The organism is Paenibacillus spiritus, assembly GCF_008710135.1.
GTDB classification, from domain to species: Bacteria; Bacillota; Bacilli; order Paenibacillales; family Paenibacillaceae; genus Paenibacillus_AQ; species Paenibacillus_AQ glufosinatiresistens.
Map to the genome: position 1 here is coordinate 75,422 of NZ_VYKK01000012.1, position 23,205 is coordinate 98,626.

General features: G+C 58.5%; 20 protein-coding genes, 1 pseudogene and 2 CRISPR repeat arrays (1 of these 23 running past the window's edge). Of the genes and pseudogenes, 10 read left to right on the forward strand and 11 right to left on the reverse strand.

Going from position 1 to position 23,205, the window contains the following annotated elements; all coding sequences use genetic code 11:
- Window positions 1-68 precede the first annotated feature (68 nt).
- The 10 genes and pseudogenes from F4V43_RS09445 to F4V43_RS19845 all read right to left on the reverse strand — a co-directional run.
- Window positions 69-1,208, reverse strand: coding sequence for an endospore germination permease (locus tag F4V43_RS09445; RefSeq protein WP_150457998.1), 1,140 nt, complete (start codon window positions 1,206-1,208; stop codon window positions 69-71).
- On the reverse strand, window positions 1,209-1,448 hold the full coding sequence (locus tag F4V43_RS09450) for a hypothetical protein (RefSeq protein WP_150457999.1): 240 nt from the start codon (window positions 1,446-1,448) through the stop codon (window positions 1,209-1,211).
- 10 nt (window positions 1,449-1,458) lie between these two features.
- On the reverse strand, window positions 1,459-2,739 hold the full coding sequence (locus tag F4V43_RS09455; protein WP_150458000.1) for a Ger(x)C family spore germination protein: 1,281 nt from the start codon (window positions 2,737-2,739) through the stop codon (window positions 1,459-1,461).
- Entirely contained in the window at window positions 2,739-3,842 is a 1,104-nt protein-coding gene (locus tag F4V43_RS09460; RefSeq protein WP_150458001.1) for an endospore germination permease, read from the reverse strand. The genes F4V43_RS09455 and F4V43_RS09460 overlap by 1 nt, the downstream gene beginning before the upstream one ends.
- Complete coding sequence (locus F4V43_RS09465) at window positions 3,839-5,449, reverse strand: spore germination protein (RefSeq protein WP_150458002.1); 1,611 nt, start codon at window positions 5,447-5,449, stop codon at window positions 3,839-3,841. Before F4V43_RS09465 ends, F4V43_RS09460 begins: the two co-directional genes overlap by 4 nt.
- Before the next feature lie 134 nt (window positions 5,450-5,583).
- Window positions 5,584-6,345: a glycerophosphodiester phosphodiesterase gene (locus F4V43_RS09470; protein WP_150458003.1), complete on the reverse strand. Its 762-nt coding sequence runs from the start codon at window positions 6,343-6,345 to the stop codon at window positions 5,584-5,586.
- Between the two features lie 224 nt (window positions 6,346-6,569).
- Window positions 6,570-6,806: a glutaredoxin family protein gene (locus F4V43_RS09475; protein ID WP_150458004.1), complete on the reverse strand. Its 237-nt coding sequence runs from the start codon at window positions 6,804-6,806 to the stop codon at window positions 6,570-6,572.
- A complete protein-coding gene (ytxJ, locus tag F4V43_RS09480) occupies window positions 6,803-7,129 on the reverse strand; it encodes a bacillithiol system redox-active protein YtxJ (protein ID WP_150458005.1) in 327 nt (108 codons plus the stop codon). The genes F4V43_RS09475 and ytxJ overlap by 4 nt, the downstream gene beginning before the upstream one ends.
- Before the next feature lie 100 nt (window positions 7,130-7,229).
- Entirely contained in the window at window positions 7,230-7,721 is a 492-nt protein-coding gene (locus F4V43_RS09485; RefSeq protein ID WP_223879845.1) for a GNAT family N-acetyltransferase, read from the reverse strand.
- Window positions 7,722-7,769: 48 nt separating this feature from the next.
- A pseudogene (locus F4V43_RS19845) lies at window positions 7,770-8,219 on the reverse strand (VOC family protein); the annotation flags it as partial.
- A gap of 234 nt (window positions 8,220-8,453) precedes the next feature.
- On the opposite strand from F4V43_RS19845, the gene F4V43_RS09490 reads away from it, so the two are divergent.
- The 5 genes from F4V43_RS09490 (at window position 8,454) to F4V43_RS09510 (ending at window position 14,198) form a co-directional block, all read left to right on the forward strand.
- Entirely contained in the window at window positions 8,454-9,440 is a 987-nt protein-coding gene (locus F4V43_RS09490; RefSeq protein WP_191089538.1) for a L,D-transpeptidase family protein, read from the forward strand.
- Window positions 9,437-10,234, forward strand: a complete 798-nt coding sequence (locus F4V43_RS09495) for a hypothetical protein (RefSeq protein WP_150458007.1) — start codon at window positions 9,437-9,439, stop codon at window positions 10,232-10,234. Before F4V43_RS09490 ends, F4V43_RS09495 begins: the two co-directional genes overlap by 4 nt.
- Window positions 10,235-10,662: 428 nt before the next feature.
- On the forward strand, window positions 10,663-12,516 hold the full coding sequence (gene abc-f / locus F4V43_RS09500) for a ribosomal protection-like ABC-F family protein (protein ID WP_150458008.1): 1,854 nt from the start codon (window positions 10,663-10,665) through the stop codon (window positions 12,514-12,516).
- A gap of 149 nt (window positions 12,517-12,665) precedes the next feature.
- The gene (locus F4V43_RS09505; RefSeq protein WP_150458009.1) at window positions 12,666-13,751 is read left to right on the forward strand and encodes a hypothetical protein; all 1,086 of its coding nucleotides are present in this window, start codon (window positions 12,666-12,668) and stop codon (window positions 13,749-13,751) included.
- Window positions 13,752-13,796: 45 nt separating this feature from the next.
- Complete coding sequence (locus F4V43_RS09510; protein ID WP_310551491.1) at window positions 13,797-14,198, forward strand: hypothetical protein; 402 nt, start codon at window positions 13,797-13,799, stop codon at window positions 14,196-14,198.
- Between the two features lie 79 nt (window positions 14,199-14,277).
- Here the strand turns inward: F4V43_RS09510 and F4V43_RS09515 are convergent, their stop codons facing one another.
- Window positions 14,278-14,844, reverse strand: coding sequence for a GNAT family N-acetyltransferase (locus tag F4V43_RS09515; RefSeq protein WP_150458011.1), 567 nt, complete (start codon window positions 14,842-14,844; stop codon window positions 14,278-14,280).
- 136 nt (window positions 14,845-14,980) lie between these two features.
- Here F4V43_RS09515 and F4V43_RS09520 point away from each other — a divergent pair, with 136 nt between their 5' ends.
- The 5 genes from F4V43_RS09520 to hepT all read left to right on the forward strand — a co-directional run bounded on the left by F4V43_RS09520 (window position 14,981) and on the right by hepT (window position 22,527).
- Window positions 14,981-15,676 carry a YjgB family protein gene (locus F4V43_RS09520; protein ID WP_191089539.1) on the forward strand — a complete coding sequence of 232 codons (696 nt, stop codon included), beginning with the start codon at window positions 14,981-14,983 and terminating at the stop codon, window positions 15,674-15,676.
- 100 nt (window positions 15,677-15,776) lie between these two features.
- Entirely contained in the window at window positions 15,777-16,358 is a 582-nt protein-coding gene (locus tag F4V43_RS09525; RefSeq protein WP_150458013.1) for a hypothetical protein, read from the forward strand.
- A gap of 297 nt (window positions 16,359-16,655) precedes the next feature.
- A complete protein-coding gene (gene helD, locus F4V43_RS09530; protein WP_150458014.1) occupies window positions 16,656-19,085 on the forward strand; it encodes an RNA polymerase recycling motor HelD in 2,430 nt (809 codons plus the stop codon).
- 253 nt (window positions 19,086-19,338) lie between these two features.
- Window positions 19,339-21,468: a CRISPR direct-repeat array (repeat unit 33 nt).
- Between the two features lie 181 nt (window positions 21,469-21,649).
- Window positions 21,650-22,096, forward strand: a complete 447-nt coding sequence (mntA, locus tag F4V43_RS09535; protein WP_150458015.1) for a type VII toxin-antitoxin system MntA family adenylyltransferase antitoxin — start codon at window positions 21,650-21,652, stop codon at window positions 22,094-22,096.
- Window positions 22,093-22,527: a type VII toxin-antitoxin system HepT family RNase toxin gene (gene hepT, locus F4V43_RS09540; RefSeq protein ID WP_150458016.1), complete on the forward strand. Its 435-nt coding sequence runs from the start codon at window positions 22,093-22,095 to the stop codon at window positions 22,525-22,527. Before mntA ends, hepT begins: the two co-directional genes overlap by 4 nt.
- Before the next feature lie 158 nt (window positions 22,528-22,685).
- Window positions 22,686-23,205: direct repeats of the CRISPR family, unit length 33 nt; unit sequence GTCGCACTCCGTATGGAGTGCGTGGATTGAAAT; it runs 2,082 nt beyond the window's last position.

Consider the following 23,205-nt stretch of genomic DNA (forward strand, 5'->3'; position numbering starts at 1 on the left):
TGAACGGCGCTGCCTCCGGCTGATACGGCTCCGCCAATCGCCGGATACGAATAAGGCCTCAAGCCCGCTCAGGCGGTGCTTGGGGCCTTTTTGCGCTGCGGGCCGTTCTTCTTCTTCTTCTTCTTGGCGCTGCGGCGAATGAGGGAGATGAACAGGAGCAGCAGGGGAATCGCAAGCTGGAACAGCATGTCGATCTTCAGGCTGGGGCCGAGTCCGATCGCGATATGCTGCGTGTAGTTCCGCTCGATGAAGGAGCTTGCGTAGATCAGGAAGCCGAAGAAGAAGATCCAAGCAGAGCTTCTTATTCCGCTCAAGTAGGCCAATCCGCGCACGGCGCAGAGGTAGAACAGCATCATCTTCATTGTAATGCCGATGAAGATGAGAAAGGTCACCATAATGTCCAGCCGTTCGATGAACCCGAGCGCGGTCAGCGTCCGGACCGAGTTCAGGAACGGCAGCTCTCTGCTGGTTGCAAGAGCCGGACCGAGTACGGCCAGGTTGAGGGCGTTCATGAAGACAAGGAAGAGACTGACGGCGATATAGCCGGTGATCGTCTCCGGGGCGGATGAGCCCGGCTTGCCGCGAAGATGCCAGAGCATCAGGAAGACGAGCATCTGACCGAACGGAAAAGAGATCGTGTCCGGCAGAGCGGCTTGGAGAACCGGCTTAAGCCCGTTCTCCAACACGGGAGCAAGCCGCGCAAAATCTGTACACCGGGTGGCGACCAGCAGGAGAATCAGCAGGGCATAGGAGATGATCACCAGCGGAAGCAGCAGCTCGGGAAGACGGAAGACAATCTCCGTCCCTTTGGCAATCGCATAGGCTGCCGTCAAGACAAAGAGGAACATGGTGATTGCCATCGGGCTGTTGGGCAGCAGCGTCAGTTTCGTCAGTTCTCCAAGGTCGCGGACGTTGCGCATGGCTTCGTAGGCAAAATAGAAGCAGTAGACAAATCCGGCAATCCGGCCGGCAATCCGGCCGAATCCGCTCTCCAGCATCTGCATCAGATGCCGGCCGGGATACAGACGCTGAAGGGCAAGCAGGGCCAGCAGCAGAAGGAAGCCGGCGGCGGAGCCGATCAGGAGGGCAAGCCAGGCATCCTGCCGGGCCTTGCCGCCCAGAAGGAACATCGGGGTGCTGCCGACCTCGAACAGCACGACCATGAAGCCAATCTGCAGCGGAGAGAGGCGGTTGCTGGAGCTGGTCATTTAGGATTCTCCTCCCAGCCATTGAAATAGAGCATGACCCACAGGCTCAAAGCCGATCAGGTACAGGGACGACAAGCTCATTCGGGGCCACCCGAGCTTGGCGGATACCGCAAGGTAGAGGCTCCAGCCGAGCAGTCCGGCATACAGCAGCCGGCGCAAGCCCGAGCCGCTTCCCCTGATTCTGCGGCTGCCTCCAGCCAGAAGGGCCAGGTACCCCAGAATTAGAAGTGCAATGGTCATGGCGTACCTCTCAGTCCTGATTTTCGACGGCTTTGAACGACTTGTTGCTCAGGCCGATCCGTTCGATCTTCATGGTGACCTTCAGACGCAGCTCAATATCCCGAAAGACGTCTTCCCATCGCCCTTCAGCCTTGATCTGTTTCCAGCGGCGGGGGTCCTCCCGGTGAATCAGAGTGGCGAATTCCGTCACATCGGCATTCATGCGATGTACGCTTCGCCAGGAGCGCTGAACAATTTTCAGCACGTTGGCTTCAATGGCCTGTTCCATCCGGGCGATGGAGCGCTCTTTGCCGAGATTCACATCGCTGCCGATTTCCGACAGGTAGCCGCCGGCCTTGATGGAGACATTCATTACGTAATGATCCTTATCCCAGACGGGATGGACGGTCGTCGTGCTGTGCTGGATCGAGAAGGACGAGTCGTCGTTCGGCAGATCTGGCAGAGAGGGGAAGGAGATATTGGTCATTTGAACGCGGTTACGCAGGAAGGACAGCCCCAGCGCCTCCGGCTGTGACAGCCAGCCGATGAACCGGTCTTTCTTCAGGATGGCAAGTCTGCCGAAAGTAAGCCGGGAGGGCAGATCCGTCTGGCTGACTTCATCCGTCTTGTCCATTTTCTTGCCGCCGCTCAGCAGAATTTCGGGAACGGCCGCGCAGTTGGAGTCGGAGAAGAGAGCCATCGCCAGCTCGAACATTCGGATGCCGGGATAATAGGAAGCCAGCTTGCTCTCCTGCTCGATCATGAGCTGGATGCCGGCCCCCTGATTCTTGCTTAGCTGCATGAGCTGATCGAGAATGCGGCCGGCCTCGCCGTCCGTAATGAACACATAAACCGTCTCCCGCGCATCCGGCTTGCGGAGAAAGAGATCGACAAGCTGGGCGATGCCTTTCTCCTGCGCGAGCTTGTTGCTGAGGATAACCACTCTGGAATGGCTCAGGAACAATTGGCGGGTACTGGTCAGATTGGTCTTCTCCATCGCTTCCATAATCGTGGGCCCGCTGACCCGGAAGGTGACGAACGGCGGAGAGCTGCTGCTTCCCGCGCCGCTGCCCCCCGTACCGCTGGCTCCCGATGAAGGGTTGATGATCTGATAGGTGCCTACAAATTGATTGTTCTCCCAGTCGTAGGCCGACCCCGAGGCAATGCCGAGCTCGCTCAATTCCCGGTCGTCCCAGCAGCCGCCAAGCGGCGTCAGAAGCAGGAGAGCGAGTCCCAGGCGGACGCCGGCCCGCAGAACCGCGCTTGGTTCTCTGCCGCCAGCTTCGGTTCCGGTTCGGTCTGTGCTTCGCATTACTTCTCCTCCTTTGCGGGAGCCGTCCGGCCGCCGCGGATTCGTCCGTAGAGCAGCAGGAAGGCCGGAAGCAGAATGTTGATCAGATAGAAGACCGGAAACCGGCCGTAGGTGTTGTATTCGCTCAGCCTGGACGGATTCTGCCAAGTGTACGTGCATTCCAGGCCGACAATCAGCGCGATTGCCCAGTGATAGGGCTCCCGTTCCTTAAGGCGGAAGGTCTGCTTCAGACATTCCTGGCAGGCGAACAGGAACAGAGCCAGCTTGATGTAGATCATCAAGATCCAGTAGGAGATAAACAAGATATCAAGCTGTTCGATGAAACGGCCCAAGTGGATGACGCTGATGACGGCAAAGCCGGGGTAAGCGGACATTTTGACAAAATACGGACCGAAGACGGCAACGGAGCTGAAGATTGCAAGCATCAGGAGACCCGCAATATACAGCAAGCCCAGCATGCCGATTCGCCATGCCCGCTGAGGCGTCTTCAAGTAAGGGGCCAGAAGCAGCAGAACGGCGATTTCGGACATCCACCCTACAGGCATCAGCGAAGCCTTCGTCAGCGCTGCGGCGGAATGATCGAAGAACGGCAGCAGGTTGTGAGAATCGGACAGCGGGATTACTCCGGCCAGAAAGACCGGCAGGAACAACATCAGCAGAAGAACCACGATGGAATTCACCCGGGCGACGGATTCAATTCCCCGGCCTGTTATATAAAGCGCCGCTCCGAGAATGACGACCAGCAGGATGGAAGCCGGCGTATTCTGAAGGACGTTGTCTTTCAGGAAATTGATGTATTCCCGGAGGATTGTCGCCGTGGCGTCCAGATAATACTGGAGCAGCATCAGCCCGAGCAGGAAGGCAAGCGCGGGAGAACCGAGCTTGCGGACCCAGTCAAGCAGAGGCATCCCGTTCGTGGTGCGGATCAGGGCCGCGACGATGCCGGCCACGCCGAGGCCAAGGGCCAGAGAGATCAGAACGACCAAGGGCGCATCCTGCTCCGCATACGTGCCGATGATGAGCGGCAGCACGATCAGGGCGGTGGGCGCTACGGCGTTGAAGAGGAGCATGGAGGCCTGGGCAGAGCCGATCTTGCTGTTCATTCGTTCCCTCCTTCCTTGGAGCCGGGAGCGCTGCTCCGCGTCTCCGGTTTCTGGCCGGGCGCTTGTCTCCGCGTCTCCTTACCCGTGCTGGTCGATGGCCGCATCGTCATATTCCAGAGCGGAACCCGAATCAGAATATCCTTGAGATAGCGCAGCTTCATCGGTGCGAGCGGCGACAGGTAAGGAACGCCGAAAGAGCGCAGACTGGCCATATGGATAAGAAGCGCCATCAGGAAGGACATGATGCCGAACAGGCCCAGCGTGCCCGCAATCAGCATCATGAGGAAGCGGATGAGCCGGATCGAGTTCGCAATTGCCAGCGACGGAATGACGAAGTTCGAGATGGCGGTGAACGAGACCACGATAACCATCGCCGCCGAGACCAGACCGGCCTGCACAGCAGCCTGTCCCAGAACGAGCGCGCCGACGATAGAGATCGCCGGGCCGATGGCCCGGGGCATCCGGATTCCGGCCTCGCGCAGCACGTCGAAGGTCAGCTCCATCATCAACGCTTCCACAAGGGCCGGGAAGGGGACCCCTTCGCGCTGGGCGGCCAAGCTGATCAGCAGCGTGGTTGGCAGCATTTCCTGATGGAAGGTGGTCACTGCGATATACATGGCAGGCAGCATCATCGAGACGAAGAAGGCCGTGAACCGGATCAGCCGCAGGAAGGAGGCGATGTCGTAGCGCTGATAGAAGTCTTCGCTGGACTGGAAGAAGCTGAAGAATGTGGACGGCGCCAGGAGAGCGAACGGGGTTCCGTCGATCAGAATGGCAACCTGTCCTTCCAGAAGTCCGCCGGCCACCGCATCGGGACGTTCGGTATTCTGGATGGTCGGAAAAGGGGTGAGTCCCCCGTCCTGGATCAGTTCCTCAATATAATTGCTCTCCAGAATGGCGTCGGTCTGAATACGGTTCAGCCGCCGGCGGACCTCGGTCACCACCTCTTCGCTCGCCAGACCGTCCATATAGATCAGGGCCAGCGACGTGGAGGAACGCTGTCCGATCTTGTACTGCTCGATCCGGAGATCCGGACTCTTCAGCCTTCTTCGAATCATGGAAGTCCCGGTGCGAAGGTTCTCGGTGAAGCCTTCCTTGGGTCCCCGGATGACGCCCTGGGAGGTAGGCTCGTTGATGGCGCGCTTCTCCCAACCGGAGGTATCCGCCGACAGTGCGGCGCTGGAGCCATCCAGCCAGATCAGCGTATGTCCTTCGAACAGATTCGCCATCGCCGTCTCCATCGTCAGGCATTCGGCGACGCTGCCGACCGGCAGCTCCGCATCCTTAATGAACTGGTACGCTTCGCGCCCCTGGACGCTGCCGCTCTTCAGCGTGTCATTGTTCATCAGCGTCTTCAGTAAGGCTTGGTTGAGCGTCTCGGAATCAATCAGCCCGTCAATGTAGACAACGGCCATCTTATAAGCCGCTGAACCTCCGTAGGCCAGCCGCCGGATCACAACATCGTCGCTTCCTCCGATGCGGCTGGACAGCTCCCGGAGATTGTCCTCCAGCGATTCGGACAGCGGCCGGGGAGCGGGAACAGAGGTTTCAACAGGGTCAGGGTCCGGTATCCGGAAGGAATCCCGGAACGGGAGCTTCAGCTTCATCGTATAACCTCTCCTTCGGACTAGGTCGGTCATGATGAAGTAGTATGCCCGGAGCATCTTGCCTTATTCTGGCTGGAGACGTAACAAGCGGAAATCCGCGCGATCATTCCGCCGCAGCGGCTCCGGCAGCCGATTCAGGGAGGAGGGGGGTTCAGGCGGCGCTCCAAGAGAGCGCTTAACATGCCCGGCTCATCCGTGATAATGCCGGCTACGCCGGATTCGATGAGCGCCGACATTTCGGCCGGTTCGTTCACCGTCCACGGATGGAAGACGACTCCGCATGCGGCGGCTTCCCGGACAAGTTCGGGCAGAGCCGTGCGGTACTCGGCATGCAGGGCGCCGGCGCCGAGCGAAGCCGCATAAGCCCAGGGCCGGTACAGGCCTTCCGAGTAGAGAATGCCGGTGCCGATCTCCGGCGCCAGGGTCCGGCACAGCGCAAGCGAGTAGTGATTGAAGCTGGAAATCACGGTCCAGCTGCCGAGGCCGCAGGCGCGGACGGCGGCAATGACCTTCTGCTCCATTCCCGGATAGAAGCAGCGGCCGTTCTTCAGCTCAATGTTCAGAACAAGCCGGCTGCCGAGCGCAAGCTCCAGCAGATCTTCCAGCAGAGGGATGCGTTCCCCGGCATAAGCGCCGCCCTTGAACCAGCTGCCTGCGTCAAGCCCAGCCAGCTCCTCCCAGGTCTGATCCTTGACCCAGCCCTTGCCGTTAGTTGTCCGCTCCAGCCTCTCGTCATGAATCAGGACAAGCCGTCCGTCCCGGGTCATCTGCACATCCGTCTCGATACCGGTAGCTCCAAGCTCCACGGCGCGGCGAAAGGCCGCCATCGTGTTCTCGGGACATTCGCGGGACGCTCCCCGGTGAGCAAAGTTGATAATCGGACTGGTGATGATCATCGCCCTCCTTCTTTGTCGCAAGCTGTACATTCTATGCTTACGAGAATCCGGAATTGCCAGCGGGCGAATTGGGAGGCACAGGAGCGCCGCGAAATGAAAAATCCCCTGACCGGCGAGGCTGCATTCGAAAGGACGCGAATGCAGCCCGCGCAGGGCAGGGGAGGATTGATAATAAGCGGCAAAGCCGGAACCTTCCGGTGCTTCGCCGAGAGAAGCCGGACCGTCTACAGACTGGCGATCAGGTTCTTGATCGCTTCCGGCTGGAAGCCCTTGACGGCCTTGCCGCCGGCTGCCGTAACCGGAATGCCCATGAAGCCGAGGCTCTCCACCTCGCGCTGATATGCCTCATCGGCGAGGATGTCCCGCACTTCATAGGACACGCCCTCGCTGTCCAGCATGCGCTTCACTTTGGCGCAGTCGCTGCATCCTTCCGTCGAGTAGACAATGACGGACGCGCTCATGCCTGAACCGCTTCCTGAATGGAATCGCGGGTGATTTTCCAATGCGAGGTATTCCAGCGCACTTCGCCGTCTTCCAGAAGGAAGATCTGCGGAGATTCATGCTTGATGCCGAATTCTTCGGCAATGGCGTTGGAGAGCGGGCGGTCCTCGATAACGTGGACAATCGCCGCTGGCGTATCATGATTCTCCAGGTAAGCGGTGAATTCCTGGTGCGCCTTGGCGCTGATCGGGCAGGTCGTGCTGTGCTTGAACAACAGTTTCTTGCCCGGCTGGGCGACGAATTGCTGCAGATCGGACTGGGAATGAAGCTGGGTAAGTGCCATACAATCACCTTCCTGAATTAGAGTTGCGATTGGGAATTGCGGTTGAATAGATGCTTCCGATTGTAGCACATTTCAGCCGCACACTTCAAAATTAAAGAATTCACAGCCGCTTGAAATACAGCACAGTTGCGTCCAGGCGTCCGTCTTCCGACCGGGCATAATCCGGAATTCTTCCGGCTTCCTCATAACCGAGGGAACGGTATAACCGGTTGGAGGGGTCGCCTTCCCGCGTATCCAGCACGAGAAGGGAGCGCCCTTCGGCCCGGGCGGCGTTCTCGGCCGTCTCCATCAGCTTCCGCGCCAGCCCCCGGCGGCGCGCCCCCGGATGCACCATCAGCTTGGCGATCTCCGCGCGGTGCAGGCCGTTCGCCTTCTCCGCCAGGTGAAGCTGGACGGAGCCGACAATCTCCCCGTCCAGACAGGCTGTCCAGAGCCGCACATTCGCCGCAGGCACATTCTGCCAATAGGCATCTGCCTCTGCTTCGACGAGCGGAGGCAGAAATCCGACGGAAGCGCCGTCTGCCACCACTTCGACCAGCAGCCGGGCCAGCTGGCGTCGCCGTTCTTCGCTCAGATGCTCTTCCTGTGCAATGAAATCCGTCTCCTGCCCGGCTTCCGTCTCTGTAAGGCGGCGCTTCTTCAACAGGCTCTCCCATTCTCCGAAAGACAGCTTCTCCGTAATCTTCTTCAGCTCATCCGGCACATCCACCGCACACATGAGTTCCAGACTGTTGCCGTCCGGGTCGTCGAAATAGACCGAGGCGTTGCCCTGATTCGGACGAATAAAGGGCTGAACAGACGTTCTTCGACCCAACGGAACCGCTTCTGCTCCAATGGACGCCAGCCAGCCGAGCGCCTTCTTCAAATCCGCATACGTGACCCTGAAGGCCACATGGCGCAGCGAAGGATGATAAGGCGTGAGAGGCGCTTCTCCCTGCCACAAGCCCAGCCAGCTCTTGCCTTCTTCGATCCAGAAGAAGGCCGTGTCCTCGTCGCGCCAGGCCAGCTTCAGACCCAAGCCGGAATAGAAGGCGACGGACACGTCCAGATGTTGGACGGGTAAATGGGCTTCGTATAATCCTTTAATCATAAGGGTCCCCCTTCGCGGATGTTGAACCTGTTCATTCTGCCTTCCGATGCCTTATTCGAGACCGTGTTCCCGGACTCCTCTTCTGCGCTGCGGAACGGAGGTCTCTGGCCCGACCAATCTTCTTCCGCTCAAAAAATTTGCCGCAGGCCAAGCTCTCTCCTGCAACTATCCTCCATCTTCCGCGTTTGGATAAGAGAGGAAATGCATGGCAAGAAGCGAAGGAGGCGTCAAGAGTTGAACCAACAAGCAACGGAAACGAGACTGCCGGAGAACCGGTCCGGAAAAAGAGCCGGCAGGAACCGGAGTTGCGGAGCGTCCGGCCTCAGCCTGCGGGGGATCGCCGGCCGGCTGGCGCTGGCGCTGCTGGTGCTGGCGGGTCTGTTCGGGCAGGCAGAATGGCCGCAGGCTTCCGCCGCTTCGGCTGCCGGATCGTCCCGGGATCTGATTATTGTGAACAAAACGACCAACCGGCTCGCCTGGTTCAGCGGCGGGGAGGAAATCCGAACCTTCCCGGTGGCGACGGGAAGAACAAAGGCGCTGACGCCGGAGGGCAGCTTCCCGATCGTCAGCAAAATCAAGAACCGGCCTTATTATAAGGATCATATCGCAGGCGGCGACCCGAAGAATCCGCTCGGAGACCGCTGGCTTGGCCTTCAGGTGAACGATACCTACGGAACCACCTATGCCATCCACGGCAACAATAATGAGTCGTCCATCGGCAAGCATGTCAGCGCGGGCTGCATCCGGATGCACAACGACGATATCCGCTGGCTGTACCCGAAGATTGCGAAGGGAACCCGGGTCGTCATTGTCTCGTCGGAGCAATCCATGAAGGCGCTGGCCGTCAAGGCCGGATACAAGCTGGACCGGCAATCCGTGGCCGGCAGCTTCCAGATCGGCGCAAGCCGGATCGGGGCGGACCGTCCGTTCGTGATTGCCGGCGGGCGCGTGTTCGTGCCGCTTCGGGAAACGGCTGAAGCGGCCGGCGCGGTAATCGGCCGCAAAGACAGCGGAGCGCTGACCGTCACCCGGGGCGGACGGACGGCTGCGCATCTGCCGCTGGGAAGCACGGTCGCGGCAGATGGCCGGAACTACGGGCTGCCGGCTTCTTCGTTCTATGAAGACGGCGTCCTGATGGTGCCGCTGGCGGCTCTTCCGGCGCTGCTCGGCGGAGACGCTGCCTGGAATTCGGCCAGCAAGACGGCGGTGCTGAAGCTATGAAGAAAGAATGCGGAGGCAGGAGGCAGGGACCGAAGCGTCTTGGGGCCCTCCTGTTGCCGGTGCTGATGCTGGCCGTGCTGGCGCTGCTGTCCGCCTGCTCGGGTTCTTCCGGTCCGGCAAGCACGATCGCCAGGGCGGTGCAGGGCTGTCCGGATGCCGAAGTCGAGTATGTGGATTTCGTGCGGTTGAACGGGGTGTTCTACTCGTATACCGAGGATGCGAATCGGGGAACCGGCATCCTGCCCGGCGAACGGCTGGGAAGCGTCAATTACCGGCTGTCGGGGCAGGCCTGCTCCGATTATGAATCGGTGGACGGCAATGCGTCTTATCTGGAAGAAGGAACGGAGCTTTATGAACACCAGGGCTACGCCTCCTCCTTCCGCATTCTCGCCAAGACCCCGCAGGGACTGCGGGTGTATGAAGCTTCCCTCAACCCCAAGGCGGAGACGGTGGGCGAATTGATGGATATCGAAGGCCGCGTGCAGGCTGTGACGCTGAAGGACGGAGCCGTGAAGCTCACAGCGCAGGAGCAGGAAGAATTCCTGGCGGATTTCTTGAGTCTCTCTTACCGACCGGATCAGCTGCGCAAGGCCCGGCTTGCCGATTCGGTCGGAATGGAGCTGACTCTTAAGGACGGGAGCGGCATCCGGCTGCTCTACTGGCTGCGGGTCAAGCCGGCGATGCATCCGGGCGTCTACGTGACCGAACGCATGGACCGGATCGTACAGAACCGGCTGAAGGAGGCGGGGTATCTGAAGACGCTGCCTCCGCTCGTCGGTCCGGCGAAGGAATAGCGCAGTCGATTAAGGGACCGTTCCGGAAGATGATGCCTTGCCAATCTCCAGCTTCTGCCTGTATAATCGGGATAACGCTTTAAATTACGGACAATCCGGAGGACTTACCGAAGACATGAAGAACTAATGCGTGTTCCCACCGAATGGAATCAGACCGGCGCCGTGGGCGCCAAGGTCCGAGTACGCCCAGCAGGGCGGCGGTCAGGGATACGTATGTCTTCGGGAAGCTGTACCTGCAACGAGAGGAATCTCCCCGTTGCCGCCTTTTGCGGCCGGGGTATTCCGGTAAGCGGCCCTGCCGCCCCGGAAGGATGCCCTTCGTTTCGGCCGGCTTGTCTTCGGCGCATACGCTTTATCCCGGCCGCAGCGGTGATCCGCTGCGGTTTTTAGTATGCCTGGAACAGCAGGCAACGGGAGATGATGAGTTCATGATGATAATTAGAGCAACGGATGTACGTAAAGAATGGAACGGGAAGCCCCTGTTCGAGAAGGTATCCTTCGAGGCAGCGGAAGGCGAGCGGCTGGCGCTGCTGGGCCGCAACGGCACCGGCAAGACGACGCTGCTTCGCTGTCTGACCGGCGAGCTTGCTGCGGATGGAGGAAGAATTCACCGGGAGCTGCCCCGCTCGGAGTGGGGCCTGCTGGCCCAGCAGCTCCAGCCTGAGGAAGGGATCAGCGCACTCGGCTGCGTGCTGGCGGGCCGACCGGAGCTGGCCGCGCTGAAGCGCGAGCTTGAGAAGTGGTCCGCGCTTATGGCGGAAGGCGGAGAGCTGCAGGAAGAAGCTGTGCAGCGTTACGGAGCGGCCTTCGACCAATATGCGGCGCTGGACGGATACGGCTGGGAAGCGGCTGCGGAGAAAGCGCTCGTTCAATTGGGCCTTGAACCGGAGAACTGGCTCCGGCCCTATGCGGCGCTGAGCGGCGGGCAGAAGACGCGCGTCCAGCTCGCGGCGCTGCTCGCCCGCCAGCCGAAGCTGCTGATTCTGGATGAACCGACCAACCATCTCGACGCCGAGACGATGGAGTGGCTGGGGCAGTTCGTTGCCGGTTATCCGGGCACGGTGCTGTATGTGTCGCATGACCGGGCGTTCATCGATAAGACGGCGACGGCTGTGCTGGAGCTCCGGCAGGATGGCTGCCGCCGCTATCCCGGCGGCTACTCGGATTACCGGGCCCAGAAGGCCGTTGAGGCCCGCACCCAGGAGATCGCCTGGCGGAAGCAGGAGGCGGAGAAGAAGAAGCTGGAGGAGAGCATCCGCCGCTATTCCGAGTGGTTCCAACAGGCGCACCGGGCGGCCGGGCAGGATCCTTTTCTCAAGGCGAAAGCCAAGAAGAACGTCTCCCGGCTGCATGCCAAGGAATCGGCGCTGGAGCGGCTGAACAAGGAGCGGGCCGACCGGCCCAGAGAAGCGGCCAAGCTGAACGTCGCGTTCACGGGCGAGGCGTTTGAGGCGGGAACGCTGGTGGCTGCGGACCGAATCTCGTACGCCTATCCGGGCGGGGAGACGATCCTGCGCGATTTCAGCCTGTCGCTGAACCGGGGCGACCGGGCGGCCGTAATCGGACCGAACGGAGCGGGCAAGTCAACTCTGCTGAAGCTGCTGGCCGGCGTCTATGAACCGGCATCCGGCACGGTCACCCGGCATCCGAAGGCGGCGGTCGGCTATTTTGCCCAGGAGCTGGAGGGTCTCGACCTGGATAGCACGCTTCTGGACAGCCTCCTGGACCTGCCGGGAATGACGGTGACGGAAGCGCGGACGCTGCTCGGCTGCTTCCTGTTCTCGAGGGAAGACGTCTTCAAACGGATCGGTTCCCTGAGCCTTGGCGAGAAATGCCGGGTGGCCTTCCTGAAGCTGTACTTCGGCCGGGCCAATCTGCTTGTTCTGGACGAACCGACCAACTATCTCGATATCGACACCCGCGAGGTGATCGAGGAAGCGCTGCAGTCGTATCCTGGAGCGCTGCTGCTCGTCACCCATGACCGCTACTTGCTGGAGAGAGCGGCGAACCGGCTGGTGCTGCTCTCCCCCGGCCGGGAGCCGGTGTTGTATCCCGGCGGCTGGCGGGAGTATGAGGAAGGCAGGGCCTTGCGCTCGCTGCCGGACGAAGAGCGCGTCCGGGCAGACGAGGCCGGACGGCTGGAGCTGCGGCTGGCGCAGCTTATTCAGAGCGAGGCCTTAAGCAGCGTGGAAGAGAATGCTGGACTGCTGCGGGAGATGACGCGGCTGCGCCGGGAGATTGACGCGCTGCGGGGACAGCCCGGATACAGGAATGCCGACTAGACAAGGGTGAACCAATGTTTTAAACTATTGTAAAAATATAGAATGGGGCTGCTGGTACGAAAGAGCTGCTTCATTCTATGAAGTCTCATCCAAGCCAGAGGATGCCCATCAGGGCATTCTCTGATTTTATAAGAAGAGGAGGAACAGAATTGAAGAAATCGGTTGGGATGGTCGTCGTCCTATGGTTCGGCTCGCTGTGGGTACTTGCCGGCTTGGCAGGGGCCGCTCCGCTGTTCTCCGAAAGCCTGTTGGATAAGAGCACGGAAGTGTATTCGCTGGACGCTTCGACAACTCTATTCATCGATCGGATCGATCACCGCATTCAGGCTTTGGACTTATCCCGTAACACTATAAAGTGGGAGCTGGATCTACCGGCCATCTATGATAGCCGGGTATTCACTAACCCCCATAAAATCATCATTATTACCTCTGAAAATAACCATCCTAGAAAAGTTGTACTTTCTGCGGAAGGAAAGATACTATCCTCACAAGTCTTCACCCGGATTGTCCTGAACTCTCAAGTGAAGCAAGTCGCCTGGACTTTCTCTGCTGCCAATCATCAGGAGGAGTTGGCTGTAGCCTATTCAGACCGATTGTTCTTCTACCAAGCGCCTTGGTTCAAAGCCTCCCGGACGGTAAGTTATGCCCTGAAAGAGTATAGCCGCCGTTATGAGAATGTTGCGCTGGACAGGGTATGGCTGGAGTTCCCTTATGCGGTGCTGAAGCTTAGGGGAGGCGCTCTTGTTCAGGGGCGTGATTTGTACCGGGTGCTGAATTTGTCTTCCGGAGGCTCCTATACTCTATCCATGCCGTGGAATTTGACCACTAGCGGAAGGATTGAAGGGGAGGAACTGGTGGTTACCCGCTCAAGCATTGCAGGCAGTCCGGGAGGCATTGATGTCAATAGGGCGAATCCGGTTTATACCCGATATGCGCTTCCGACCGGCAAGGTGAATATAGAGCTCACCAAGACTTTCTCTTCCATAGACTCGAATTGGACCTCCGATTACTTCAATCATCGGCTGATGCTGATGAACTCGGAGACCGGACAGCTTGAAGAGTACGATCAGCAGGCGAATCTAATCGGTGCCCATGCCTTCACTGGGACTCCTTCCGGTGTTCGATTCGTGGGGTACCGCGGCAATCAGCTCTGGCTGCTTAAATACCAGCCAAGCGGAGGAGCGGAGCTAATTACGGTTAATCTGATGAATAGCTCCGGCGCGCCTCAACCATAATAACTGCGGTTACACCACTTTCCCACTCCGAGGAGGAATCACATCTTGAACAGCAACTTGTCCGGCCAGATTCAGCAGTGCGAGCAGCTCATCCAGCAGTTGATCAATCAGACTCACCAGGCCAGCCAGATGTACCAGCAAATGCTCCAACAGGAGCAGCAGAACGCCGCCCAGCTGAACGACCTGGCCGACCGCGAGCGCAGAGCGGCCCAGACGATTCAGACCGCACTGCAGGGCCATCATACAGCCATTCAACAGCTTCAGCAGGTGACCCAGATCTGCCGCCAGATCGAGTCCAGCGCTTCCTTCAACCAGCCGGCGTTCGGAGGCCAGGGAATCGGCGCGCACTCCTTCGGGATGCCTTCCTTCAATGCTCCGTCTTTCGGTTCTTCGGCCGGTTCGCAGATCGGTTCTTCGATTTCGGGACGCGGCGGAATGCAGCAGTAAACAGAGGCTTGCACGTAAAAAGGAACCGGCCCAGGCCGGTTCCTTTTTGTGCTGCATATGAATTTGCGCCGCCAGTATCCTATCGGGCAGATCTGTCCATCCGCCGTTCCGAATCCATTTTGGCTCGGGGCCACTTCTCCGCAGGCTGACGATACACATGGCGGTATACCGTATCCCGGAAGCGCAGAAATTCCGATTCCGCGAGCGGCGAAGGGCGGCTCATCAGCATCAGGGGCAGAGGGGCCTGCCCATCGCGCAGCGGAGGCTGAACATACGGATATGAATTCAGGACGAACCCGAGCCGCTCGTAAAAGCGCACCCGCCGCTCCGGCCATTCGCCCTCCGGCGGCTCCACCTCCAGCACAACGGGTCCGCCTCCGGCTTCCCCGATATAACCGGTCAGCAGCCGCTCGCCGATTCTCTGCCCGCGCAGTCTGGGATGCACCGCCAGATGCTCGACGAACCGGAACGTCTCCAGCTCCCAGACCGCCATGAAGCCGGCGAGCGCGCCGTCTTCATGGCGGACCGGAAGGAGGCGGTAGCGGGGATCGTCCAGAAGAGCCGCCTGGTCCCGGCGTATCCGGAACTCGGACGGAGGGAAGGACAGCTCCATCAGTTCATATACCTGATCGAATAAAGTAGACATGCGGCATCCTGCTTTCCTCATTGAACTTGCTGAACATCATACCGCAAAGCCCGCTGACAGATCAAACGGGCGCTTCCGCGGCAACCTTTGGCAGCGCCGAACCGTCTGTAAGAGAACAAAGGAGATGAAGAATGAGATGAACCTTCGACAACATGGATATAAAACCCTATCCGCCGGGCTTCTGCTGGCGGGACTGCTCGGACTGACCGCCTGCTCGTCCGGCGGAAACAACGCGCCTGCGGGAGCTTCGGCGCATCCGTCCGCCACAGCCGCTCCGGCGGTTTCGCCGGCAGCAAGCTTGCAGCCTGCCGCCAGCATGCCTCCGGCCGGCGGCGAAGCTCCCGCTACGGCAGCGCCGGCCTCCACGGAGCCGGAGACCGCCGACTCCGGTCAGAGGGATGCCAGCGCGCAGCTCCAGGAAATGCTGGCCCTGGCCAAGCAGGGCAAGGCGCCGGGCATCGAATTCGCCGTCCACGACAACCTGATCGACGATGTCAAAGCCGCCTGGGGCGAGCCCGACCGTGAAGATTGGGCGGGCAAAGGCATGTACGCCACTTATACGGACAAGAAAGCGGCCATCGGCTTCAATAAAGGCAGCCGGATCTTTGATGTAAGATCCAGTTCGGCCGAAGTGCAGGCTCTCACCCGGGAGCAGGTGGAGGGAGCGCTCGGCAAGCCGGACAACGTCACGACAAGCGGAGACGATGAGATTCTCATTTATCAGGCGAAAGAGGGCTATCAGCTGAAATTCGCCATCCCGAAATCCACGGGGAAGGTCGATCACATCTCGGTCTTCTCGGAGAAGGATTCGTTCAATAATATGGCGGGATAGAAGATGCCGGTGCGGTTCGAAGCCGGGAATACAGGCTTCAGAACCGTGCCGGTGTTGTTTCTTCTAGTAACATGGAGAAAAGGGGGTGAAGGAGGTGCCTATGGCAGCAATCACCAAAGGAATCCTCGCTGCGGCGGGGCTGTCCGCCATTCTGCTTCTGGCGGCTTGTTCCGACTCCAATGGGAACACAAGCCGGATCATCCCCAGCGCCGCTCCGCTGGCATCCGCTCCGAACGCAGCGGCGGCGCAGGAGTCGAGAACGGAATGGATGACCGAAACCATCAGCCGCTTCACGGGGGTGTCGTTCCGGTTTGTCGAAACGTTCAAGCTGGAGAGCGGAGAGGAAGGATACGCGCTTCGGTTAAGCTTCATCCCGGAGGCCGGATCGGCTCCGATCAAGGAAGATATTTACCGTTCCATCGCGGAGTATGCCTGGAGTATTCAGCGCTTCTTCCCGGAGATTCAGCGGTATGAATTCCATGTGCTCTGGGATGAGAACAGCAAGAAGGAGGCCATCGGAGCGACGATCGGCGGAGAAGCGGTGCAGAAGCTGGCCGAGCGCTATTCCGGAATCAAGGCCGATCAGCAGGCCGGACTCGGCACATCGTGGCGCTCGGTGTTCTCGGATATTACCGAGAGCGCGGAAGCGAAGGGCTGGCACGAGAAGGACAGCGGCGTCTAGAGCGCCGTCCGGGTTGCTCCTGTTAGGATGTCAAAGCAAAGACCCCGGAAGCGGACGCTCCATTCAGCGTCCCGTTTCCGGGGTCTTTGTTTATGGTTTCAGCGCCGCCCAAGAGGGGCTGAAGATTCCTTGCAGAAATCCCGCCCCCATGCTATCATGGGAAGGCTATGGGTACATTTTATTCAATCGGGCAAAGAAAGACCATCTTAATTACAACTTAATCATACCACGGTGGATCGCGATTGTCAAATGGACCCGGCCATGCCTTACCAAATTGCAGGGGAGCGTGATGGCAAGATGGTTGAAGAACAGGAATGGGTGGAAGAGGAACGCCGGTTGAAGCGGGTTGAGGCGCTTCTTCAGGAGCGAATCGGCGAACTGGAGCCTTTGGTCGGCGGCCTGCGCGAGCAGGCATCCGAGCTTCGCAAGCGGTTCTGGGAAGAAGTGACGGTGAATGCCAGTACGCCCGAAGATTTCGAAGAGACGTTCTACAGCATCCGGCAGCAGGAAGCGCTGCTGTCGGAACGGGAGCGCAGCCACCAGCTGCGGCGGCGTCAGTGGAACAGCCTGAAGCGGCTGGCGCCCTCGCCTTATTTTGGACGGATTGATGTTCAGGAGGCAGGACAGAGCGGCGAAGAGGCGATATATATCGGCGTTGCTTCTCTTCTGGGCACGGACGAAATGAGCTTCCTGATCTATGACTGGCGCACGCCGGTAGCCGGCATGTACTACGACTATTCGCCGGGCCCCTGCGCGTATGAGACACCGGGCGGAGAGCGGATCGAAGGGACCATGAAGCGGAAGCGGCAGTATCGCATCCGGGACGGGCGGCTGCTGGATGTTTTTGATACCGGCGTCACCATCGGCGACGAGCTGCTGCAGCAAGTGCTGGGGCAGGACGCCGACAACCGGATGCGGAGCATTGTCGCTACGATCCAGCGGGAGCAGAACGCCATAATCCGGGACGACCACAGCCGGCTGCTGGTGGTCCAGGGCGCGGCGGGCAGCGGGAAGACCTCGGCGGCGCTCCAGCGGATCGCCTACCTGCTCTATAAGCACCGGGACCGGCTCCGGGCCGATCAGATTGTCCTGTTCTCGCCGAACCCGCTGTTCAACAGCTACGTCTCGACCGTGCTTCCCGAGCTTGGAGAAGAGAATATGCAGCAGACGACCTTCCAGGAGTATCTGGAATACGGACTCGGGAAGCAGTGGCGGATGGAAGATCCGTTCGACCAGATGGAGTACCTTCTGACCGCTGTGGGAGAACCGGGGCACGAAGCGCGTCTGGCGGGGATTCGCTACAAAGCGTCGGAGGCCTATCTGGAGGCGCTCCAGGGTTATGCGGACCGACTAGCGGCCGAAGGCATGTGCTTCCTCGATCTGCGTCTGGACGGCCGGGTGCTGATCGGAGCGGATGAGATGGCCGCCCGCTTCTACGCCGGGGACGCGTCGGTCCGGCTTCCGAACCGCATTGCGCTGCTTCGCGAGTGGCTGCTGCGTAGACTCAGACAGCTGGAGCGGAAGGAGCGGGAGGCGTCCTGGGTGGAAGAAGAGCTGGACTATCTGGACAAAGACCAGTATGACGCCGTCTCCGGCGAGCTGCTGCGCAAATACCGGCGGGACCGGCCGGTGTTTGATTTTACAACCGAGTATCTGGAAGCCTACGGTGAGCTGGAGGGCACCGAGCAGGGAGAGGCGGAAGTGTTTGATTTTGCGGAACAGGAAGAAGAACTTTTGCGCAAGCTGATCGTTCATGCAAAATTCAAGCCGCTCCGCCGTCAGGTCAAACGCCTGGCCTTCGTGGATGCGGCGGGGCTGTATGCCCGGATCTTCACGGAAGAGACGTCTTATCGGACCCTGACCGGCGCGGCCGGGGTTCCCGGGCATTGGCCGGAGATTTGCGCGCAGACGCTGGAGAAGCTGGAGCAGGGCGGGCTGTTCCATGAAGATGCGACGCCGTTTCTCTATCTGAAAGAGCTGGTCGAAGGCGTGCGGACGAACACGGAAGTTCGTCATCTCTTCGTGGACGAAGGCCAGGACTACTCGGCGTTTCAGTACCGGTTCCTGCGCCGGCTGTTCCCCCGCGCCCGTATGACCGTCCTCGGCGACTTCGGCCAGGCGATCTTCGCGCAATCGACGAACCTGAACGAAGCGGATTCGCCGCTGCTCCGTCTCTACGGGGAGGCGGACACCCGCATCATCGAGCTGCTGCGGAGCTACCGGTCCACGCGCGAGATTGTAGAATTCACCCGGGCGCTGCTTCCCGGCGGCGAAGGGATTATCCCCTTTGACCGAAGCGGCGGCAAGCCCTGTGTGGTGCGCCGGACCGGCGCGGGAGAACGGAACGCCGCGATTGCAGCCGATCTGGCAGCGCTGGAAGCCGCCGGCTTCGGCTCGGTCGCCGTCATTACCAAGACCGCGGCCGAGAGCCGCGAGGCGCTGGAAGCCCTGGCGAACGAAGGAAGGGAGGATCTGCGGCTCGTGACGAAGGAGACGCTCGCTTTTGAGAAAGGGACCGTCGTCATCCCCGCCTATCTCGCCAAAGGAATCGAGTTCGACGCCGTGCTGATCTACAACGCTTCTCCGGCCGTGTACGGGCGCGAGAGCGAGCGCAAGCTGTTCTATACAGCCTGCACGCGCGCGATGCACCGGCTGCTGCTGTATATGGACGGAGGCTGGACCCCTTTGCTGGATGGGGTGAGTGCGGAGTTGTATGAGAGCCGCTGAATGGAGGGGCAGGCCCTTGCAAAGGGCCTTGCTCTCCTCTCTCAATCGTACCAGGCGAACCAGGCTCGCCTGGTGCGAACCCCAAGCTCCCATGAAATCCCCGGGTCCTTCGCACCTCGGATTTGCCCGAACTTTGTCGACTGCAAGTTATTCTCTAATTTGTCAACCGGGCGCACAGATTTGTTTGATATGATAGGGGGAGAAAAAGCTCCGAATTGATGCTTCGGGTGAATCAATCGGCTGGTTTTTCGCTGTCGCACTCTGTGTGGAGTGCGTGGATTGAAATCGATTTTGTGCGAAAGTCCCCCGAAGACTGGAGCGCGTCGCACTCTGTATGGAGTGCGTGGATTGAAATCTCGGCCAAGTCCGGGAGATCGGCCGCAAGTCACAGGTCGCACTCTGTATGGAGTGCGTGGATTGAAATAACGAGATTATGCGCCGATGGGACACGCTGGACGTCGCACTCTGTATGGAGTGCGTGGATTGAAATTAGCAGCGGTACCGGCTTTTGGTTGGCGTGGATGGTCGCACTCTGTATGGAGTGCGTGGATTGAAATACCCATGTCCAATTTAAAGGACATCTTATCTCCCGTCGCACTCTGTATGGAGTGCGTGGATTGAAATGTTCGGGCTGCTAGGTATGTAGGATTGAGTCATATCGTCGCACTCTGTATGGAGTGCGTGGATTGAAATTTGGTGTTGCCGCTTCTCGCTTCGCGGAGGTGGTTGTCGCACTCTGTATGGAGTGCGTGGATTGAAATCTCGCCACTGCCCGGGAGTCTGGATTGGAACGAGGTCGCACTCTGTATGGAGTGCGTGGATTGAAATGGTTAATAGCTATATTTAAACGGCCTCGTAGCCGGGTCGCACTCTGTATGGAGTGCGTGGATTGAAATCATCCAAAGAGTTGCAGATATTTTGGGGCATGCTAGTCGCACTCTGTATGGAGTGCGTGGATTGAAATGCTGATTTTAAGGAGTTGCCGGAGCCGGGAGACCGTCGCACTCTGTATGGAGTGCGTGGATTGAAATTTCCGATAGTTTTCGTTGACTTTTTCCAAGCCCAGTCGCACTCTGTATGGAGTGCGTGGATTGAAATCCCGTGATGCCCTTAATTAGGGCGAACAGTCCGGAGTCGCACTCTGTATGGAGTGCGTGGATTGAAATGTCCAGAGCGAGAAGGTCGGCAAGGTATCACCGGGTCGCACTCTGTATGGAGTGCGTGGATTGAAATGTGAGGAGATGGAAAGACGCAATGTGACTGTTAGGTCGCACTCTGTATGGAGTGCGTGGATTGAAATATCCACGCGAACCCGCAGGCGCTGGAAGTAGAGCGCGTCGCACTCTGTATGGAGTGCGTGGATTGAAATGATGCCGACTTTCCGAATGAGTGCATACGGTCCGTCGCACTCTGTATGGAGTGCGTGGATTGAAATGTGGTTGCTGCATCGCGTCCCGGAAGTTTTGCAGTCGCACTCTGTATGGAGTGCGTGGATTGAAATGGGTCCGTGGCGTATCCGCACTGATAGACGGCGGCGTCGCACTCTGTGTGGAGTGCGTGGATTGAAATTTGAGTGGCGCGACCGTGGAGGCCGTGAGTGACTAGTCGCACTCTGTGTGGAGTGCGTGGATTGAAATGCGGATGACCAAGCGGCAAGCTACCTGCGGGAGACGGTCGCACTCTGTGTGGAGTGCGTGGATTGAAATCAGAGCCCTCAGCGTGCGCAGCTGTGCCGAAAACGTCGCACTCTGTATGGAGTGCGTGGATTGAAATTTGCCGATATTAAGGCTCCGAACGGACAGGATGCGGTCGCACTCTGTATGGAGTGTGTGGATTGAAATATAAAGTTGTCCAGTTGAATGTCCAGTACAGTGTCCAGGTCGCACTCTGTATGGAGTGCGTGGATTGAAATTTTGAGTCCCTGGGAGACACGGATCGTAGTATCCGTCGCACTCTGTATGGAGTGCGTGGATTGAAATATTGCAGCATTCGGTGAGATGATCGTTTCCGGAGTCGCACTCTGTATGGAGTGCGTGGATTGAAATGGAAACGCAGCGGGAAGCTCGTCCGGTAGCGGCGCGTCGCACTCTGTATGGAGTGCATGGATTGAAATGACGCGGTGCGGAACCGAGACCTCCAGAATGATCCGTCGCACTCTGTATGGAGTGCGTGGATTGAAATGATGCCCGAAAACTATTCCATGATGACGGTAAGCCGTCGCACTCTGTATGGAGTGCGTGGATTGAAATCACCGGAAGCCCCGAGCGATGCGGGGAGTTGTGGTCGCACTCTGTATGGAGTGCGTGGATTGAAATATCTGGCATCGCTCCTTATGTTATAATCGAGAAAGTCGCACTTTGTATGGAGTGCGTGGATTGAAATTCATCCTTGAAACACATCCTCCGTGACAGGTTGCCCTACATATAGAGGGCATAAATGGAATCGTGATATGATGAATCTAAAACCGAAGGTACAAGTGATTCGGCTTTATTTTATAAGATGGCAGTACAGAGTAATACACGGGAGTCAGCCGGACGATAACCAGATGCCGAAGGAGGGATCTAATGAAAAGAATCAACCAGCTCGAGCATGAAGCGCCGGGTTCCGTCAACTTGAGTCCTGCTCAGATCGAGGCCATCATACGGATTCTCAACGAGACAGTGGCTCCCGCATCCATCATGCTCTTCGGCTCGGCGGCCAAGGGGACGTTTCGTCCGGACAGCGATCTGGATTTGGCGTATATCCCCCACAGACATCGGCCCGGGGCCTATGAACGGTTTCAAATTGCCGCAACACTCGCGGATGTGGTGGGGCGGGAAGTAGATCTGGTTGATTTTGAACAGGCGAGTCCGGTCTTTCGCGTACAGATCATTGACGGCGGTATTTTGCTCTATGAGACGGATGCTTTGAAGCGTCAGCTGCTGTTCATGCGATCCCTGAAGGAATACGCCATGCTCAATGCAGAAAGAAGCGAGATCATCCAGAACCGGATGAGGGAAGGACGGACATGAATCGAGACATTCTGCTCAACAAAACCGAAGTTATTCGCAGATGCCTGAAACGAATCCATGAGGAGTACGCGGGTGACGAACGGAATCTGCACCATTACACGAAGCAGGACTCTATCATCCTGAACTTGCAAAGATGCTGTGAAGCTTGCATCGATCTGGCGATGCATACGGTGGCGGAGCTTGGAACGGGTGTGCCGCAGGCCAGCCGGGAAGCTTTTGACATCCTGCTGCAAGAAGGAGTGATTCCCGAGGAATTGGCTCGCAATCTTAAGGCGATGGTTGGCTTCCGTAATATTGCCGTTCACGATTACCAGGCCGTTCAGTTGGACATTCTTAAGGCGATTTTAGAAGAGCATTTGACGGATTTCACGGAGTTTGCGGCGATTCTAAAAGCACAAGCGTCGTTTGGTGCGAACCCCAAGCTCCCATGAAATTCCCGGGTCCTTCGCACCTCGAAATTCGACGAATTCTGTCGAACCCGAGCTGTTCTTTAATTTGTCAATAGAGCACACAGATTTATTTGATATGATAGTCGCAGGAAAAGCACCGGATTGATGCTTCGCGGGGATCAATCGGCTGGTTTTTCGCTGTCGCACTCCGTATGGAGTGCGTGGATTGAAATCATCCCCTCGGAAGCCTTTGCCAGCGCGATCTTCGTCGCACTCCGTATGGAGTGCGTGGATTGAAATGTTTAATGTTCTTGACCAGCACTTTGTGCTGTGCGTCGCACTCCGTATGGAGTGCGTGGATTGAAATGTATGCCAAGTTACCATCTCCGCAAGATATTTTGCGTCGCACTCCGTATGGAGTGCGTGGATTGAAATGCATCCTCTGTGGCGGATAGCCTCGGCTAATGGCCCGTCGCACTCCGTATGGAGTGCGTGGATTGAAATAAAATCGTTTCCCGCTCCCATATCGGTCCGCTCGAAGTCGCACTCCGTATGGAGTGCGTGGATTGAAATCTACTCCCTATTTTACACTGATGTAAGCTATTTTGTCGCACTCCGTATGGAGTGCGTGGATTGAAATATCATCCTTTGATATTCCCGATAAATCCGGCTCGTGTCGCACTCCGTATGGAGTGCGTGGATTGAAATCTTCGCCGGAAT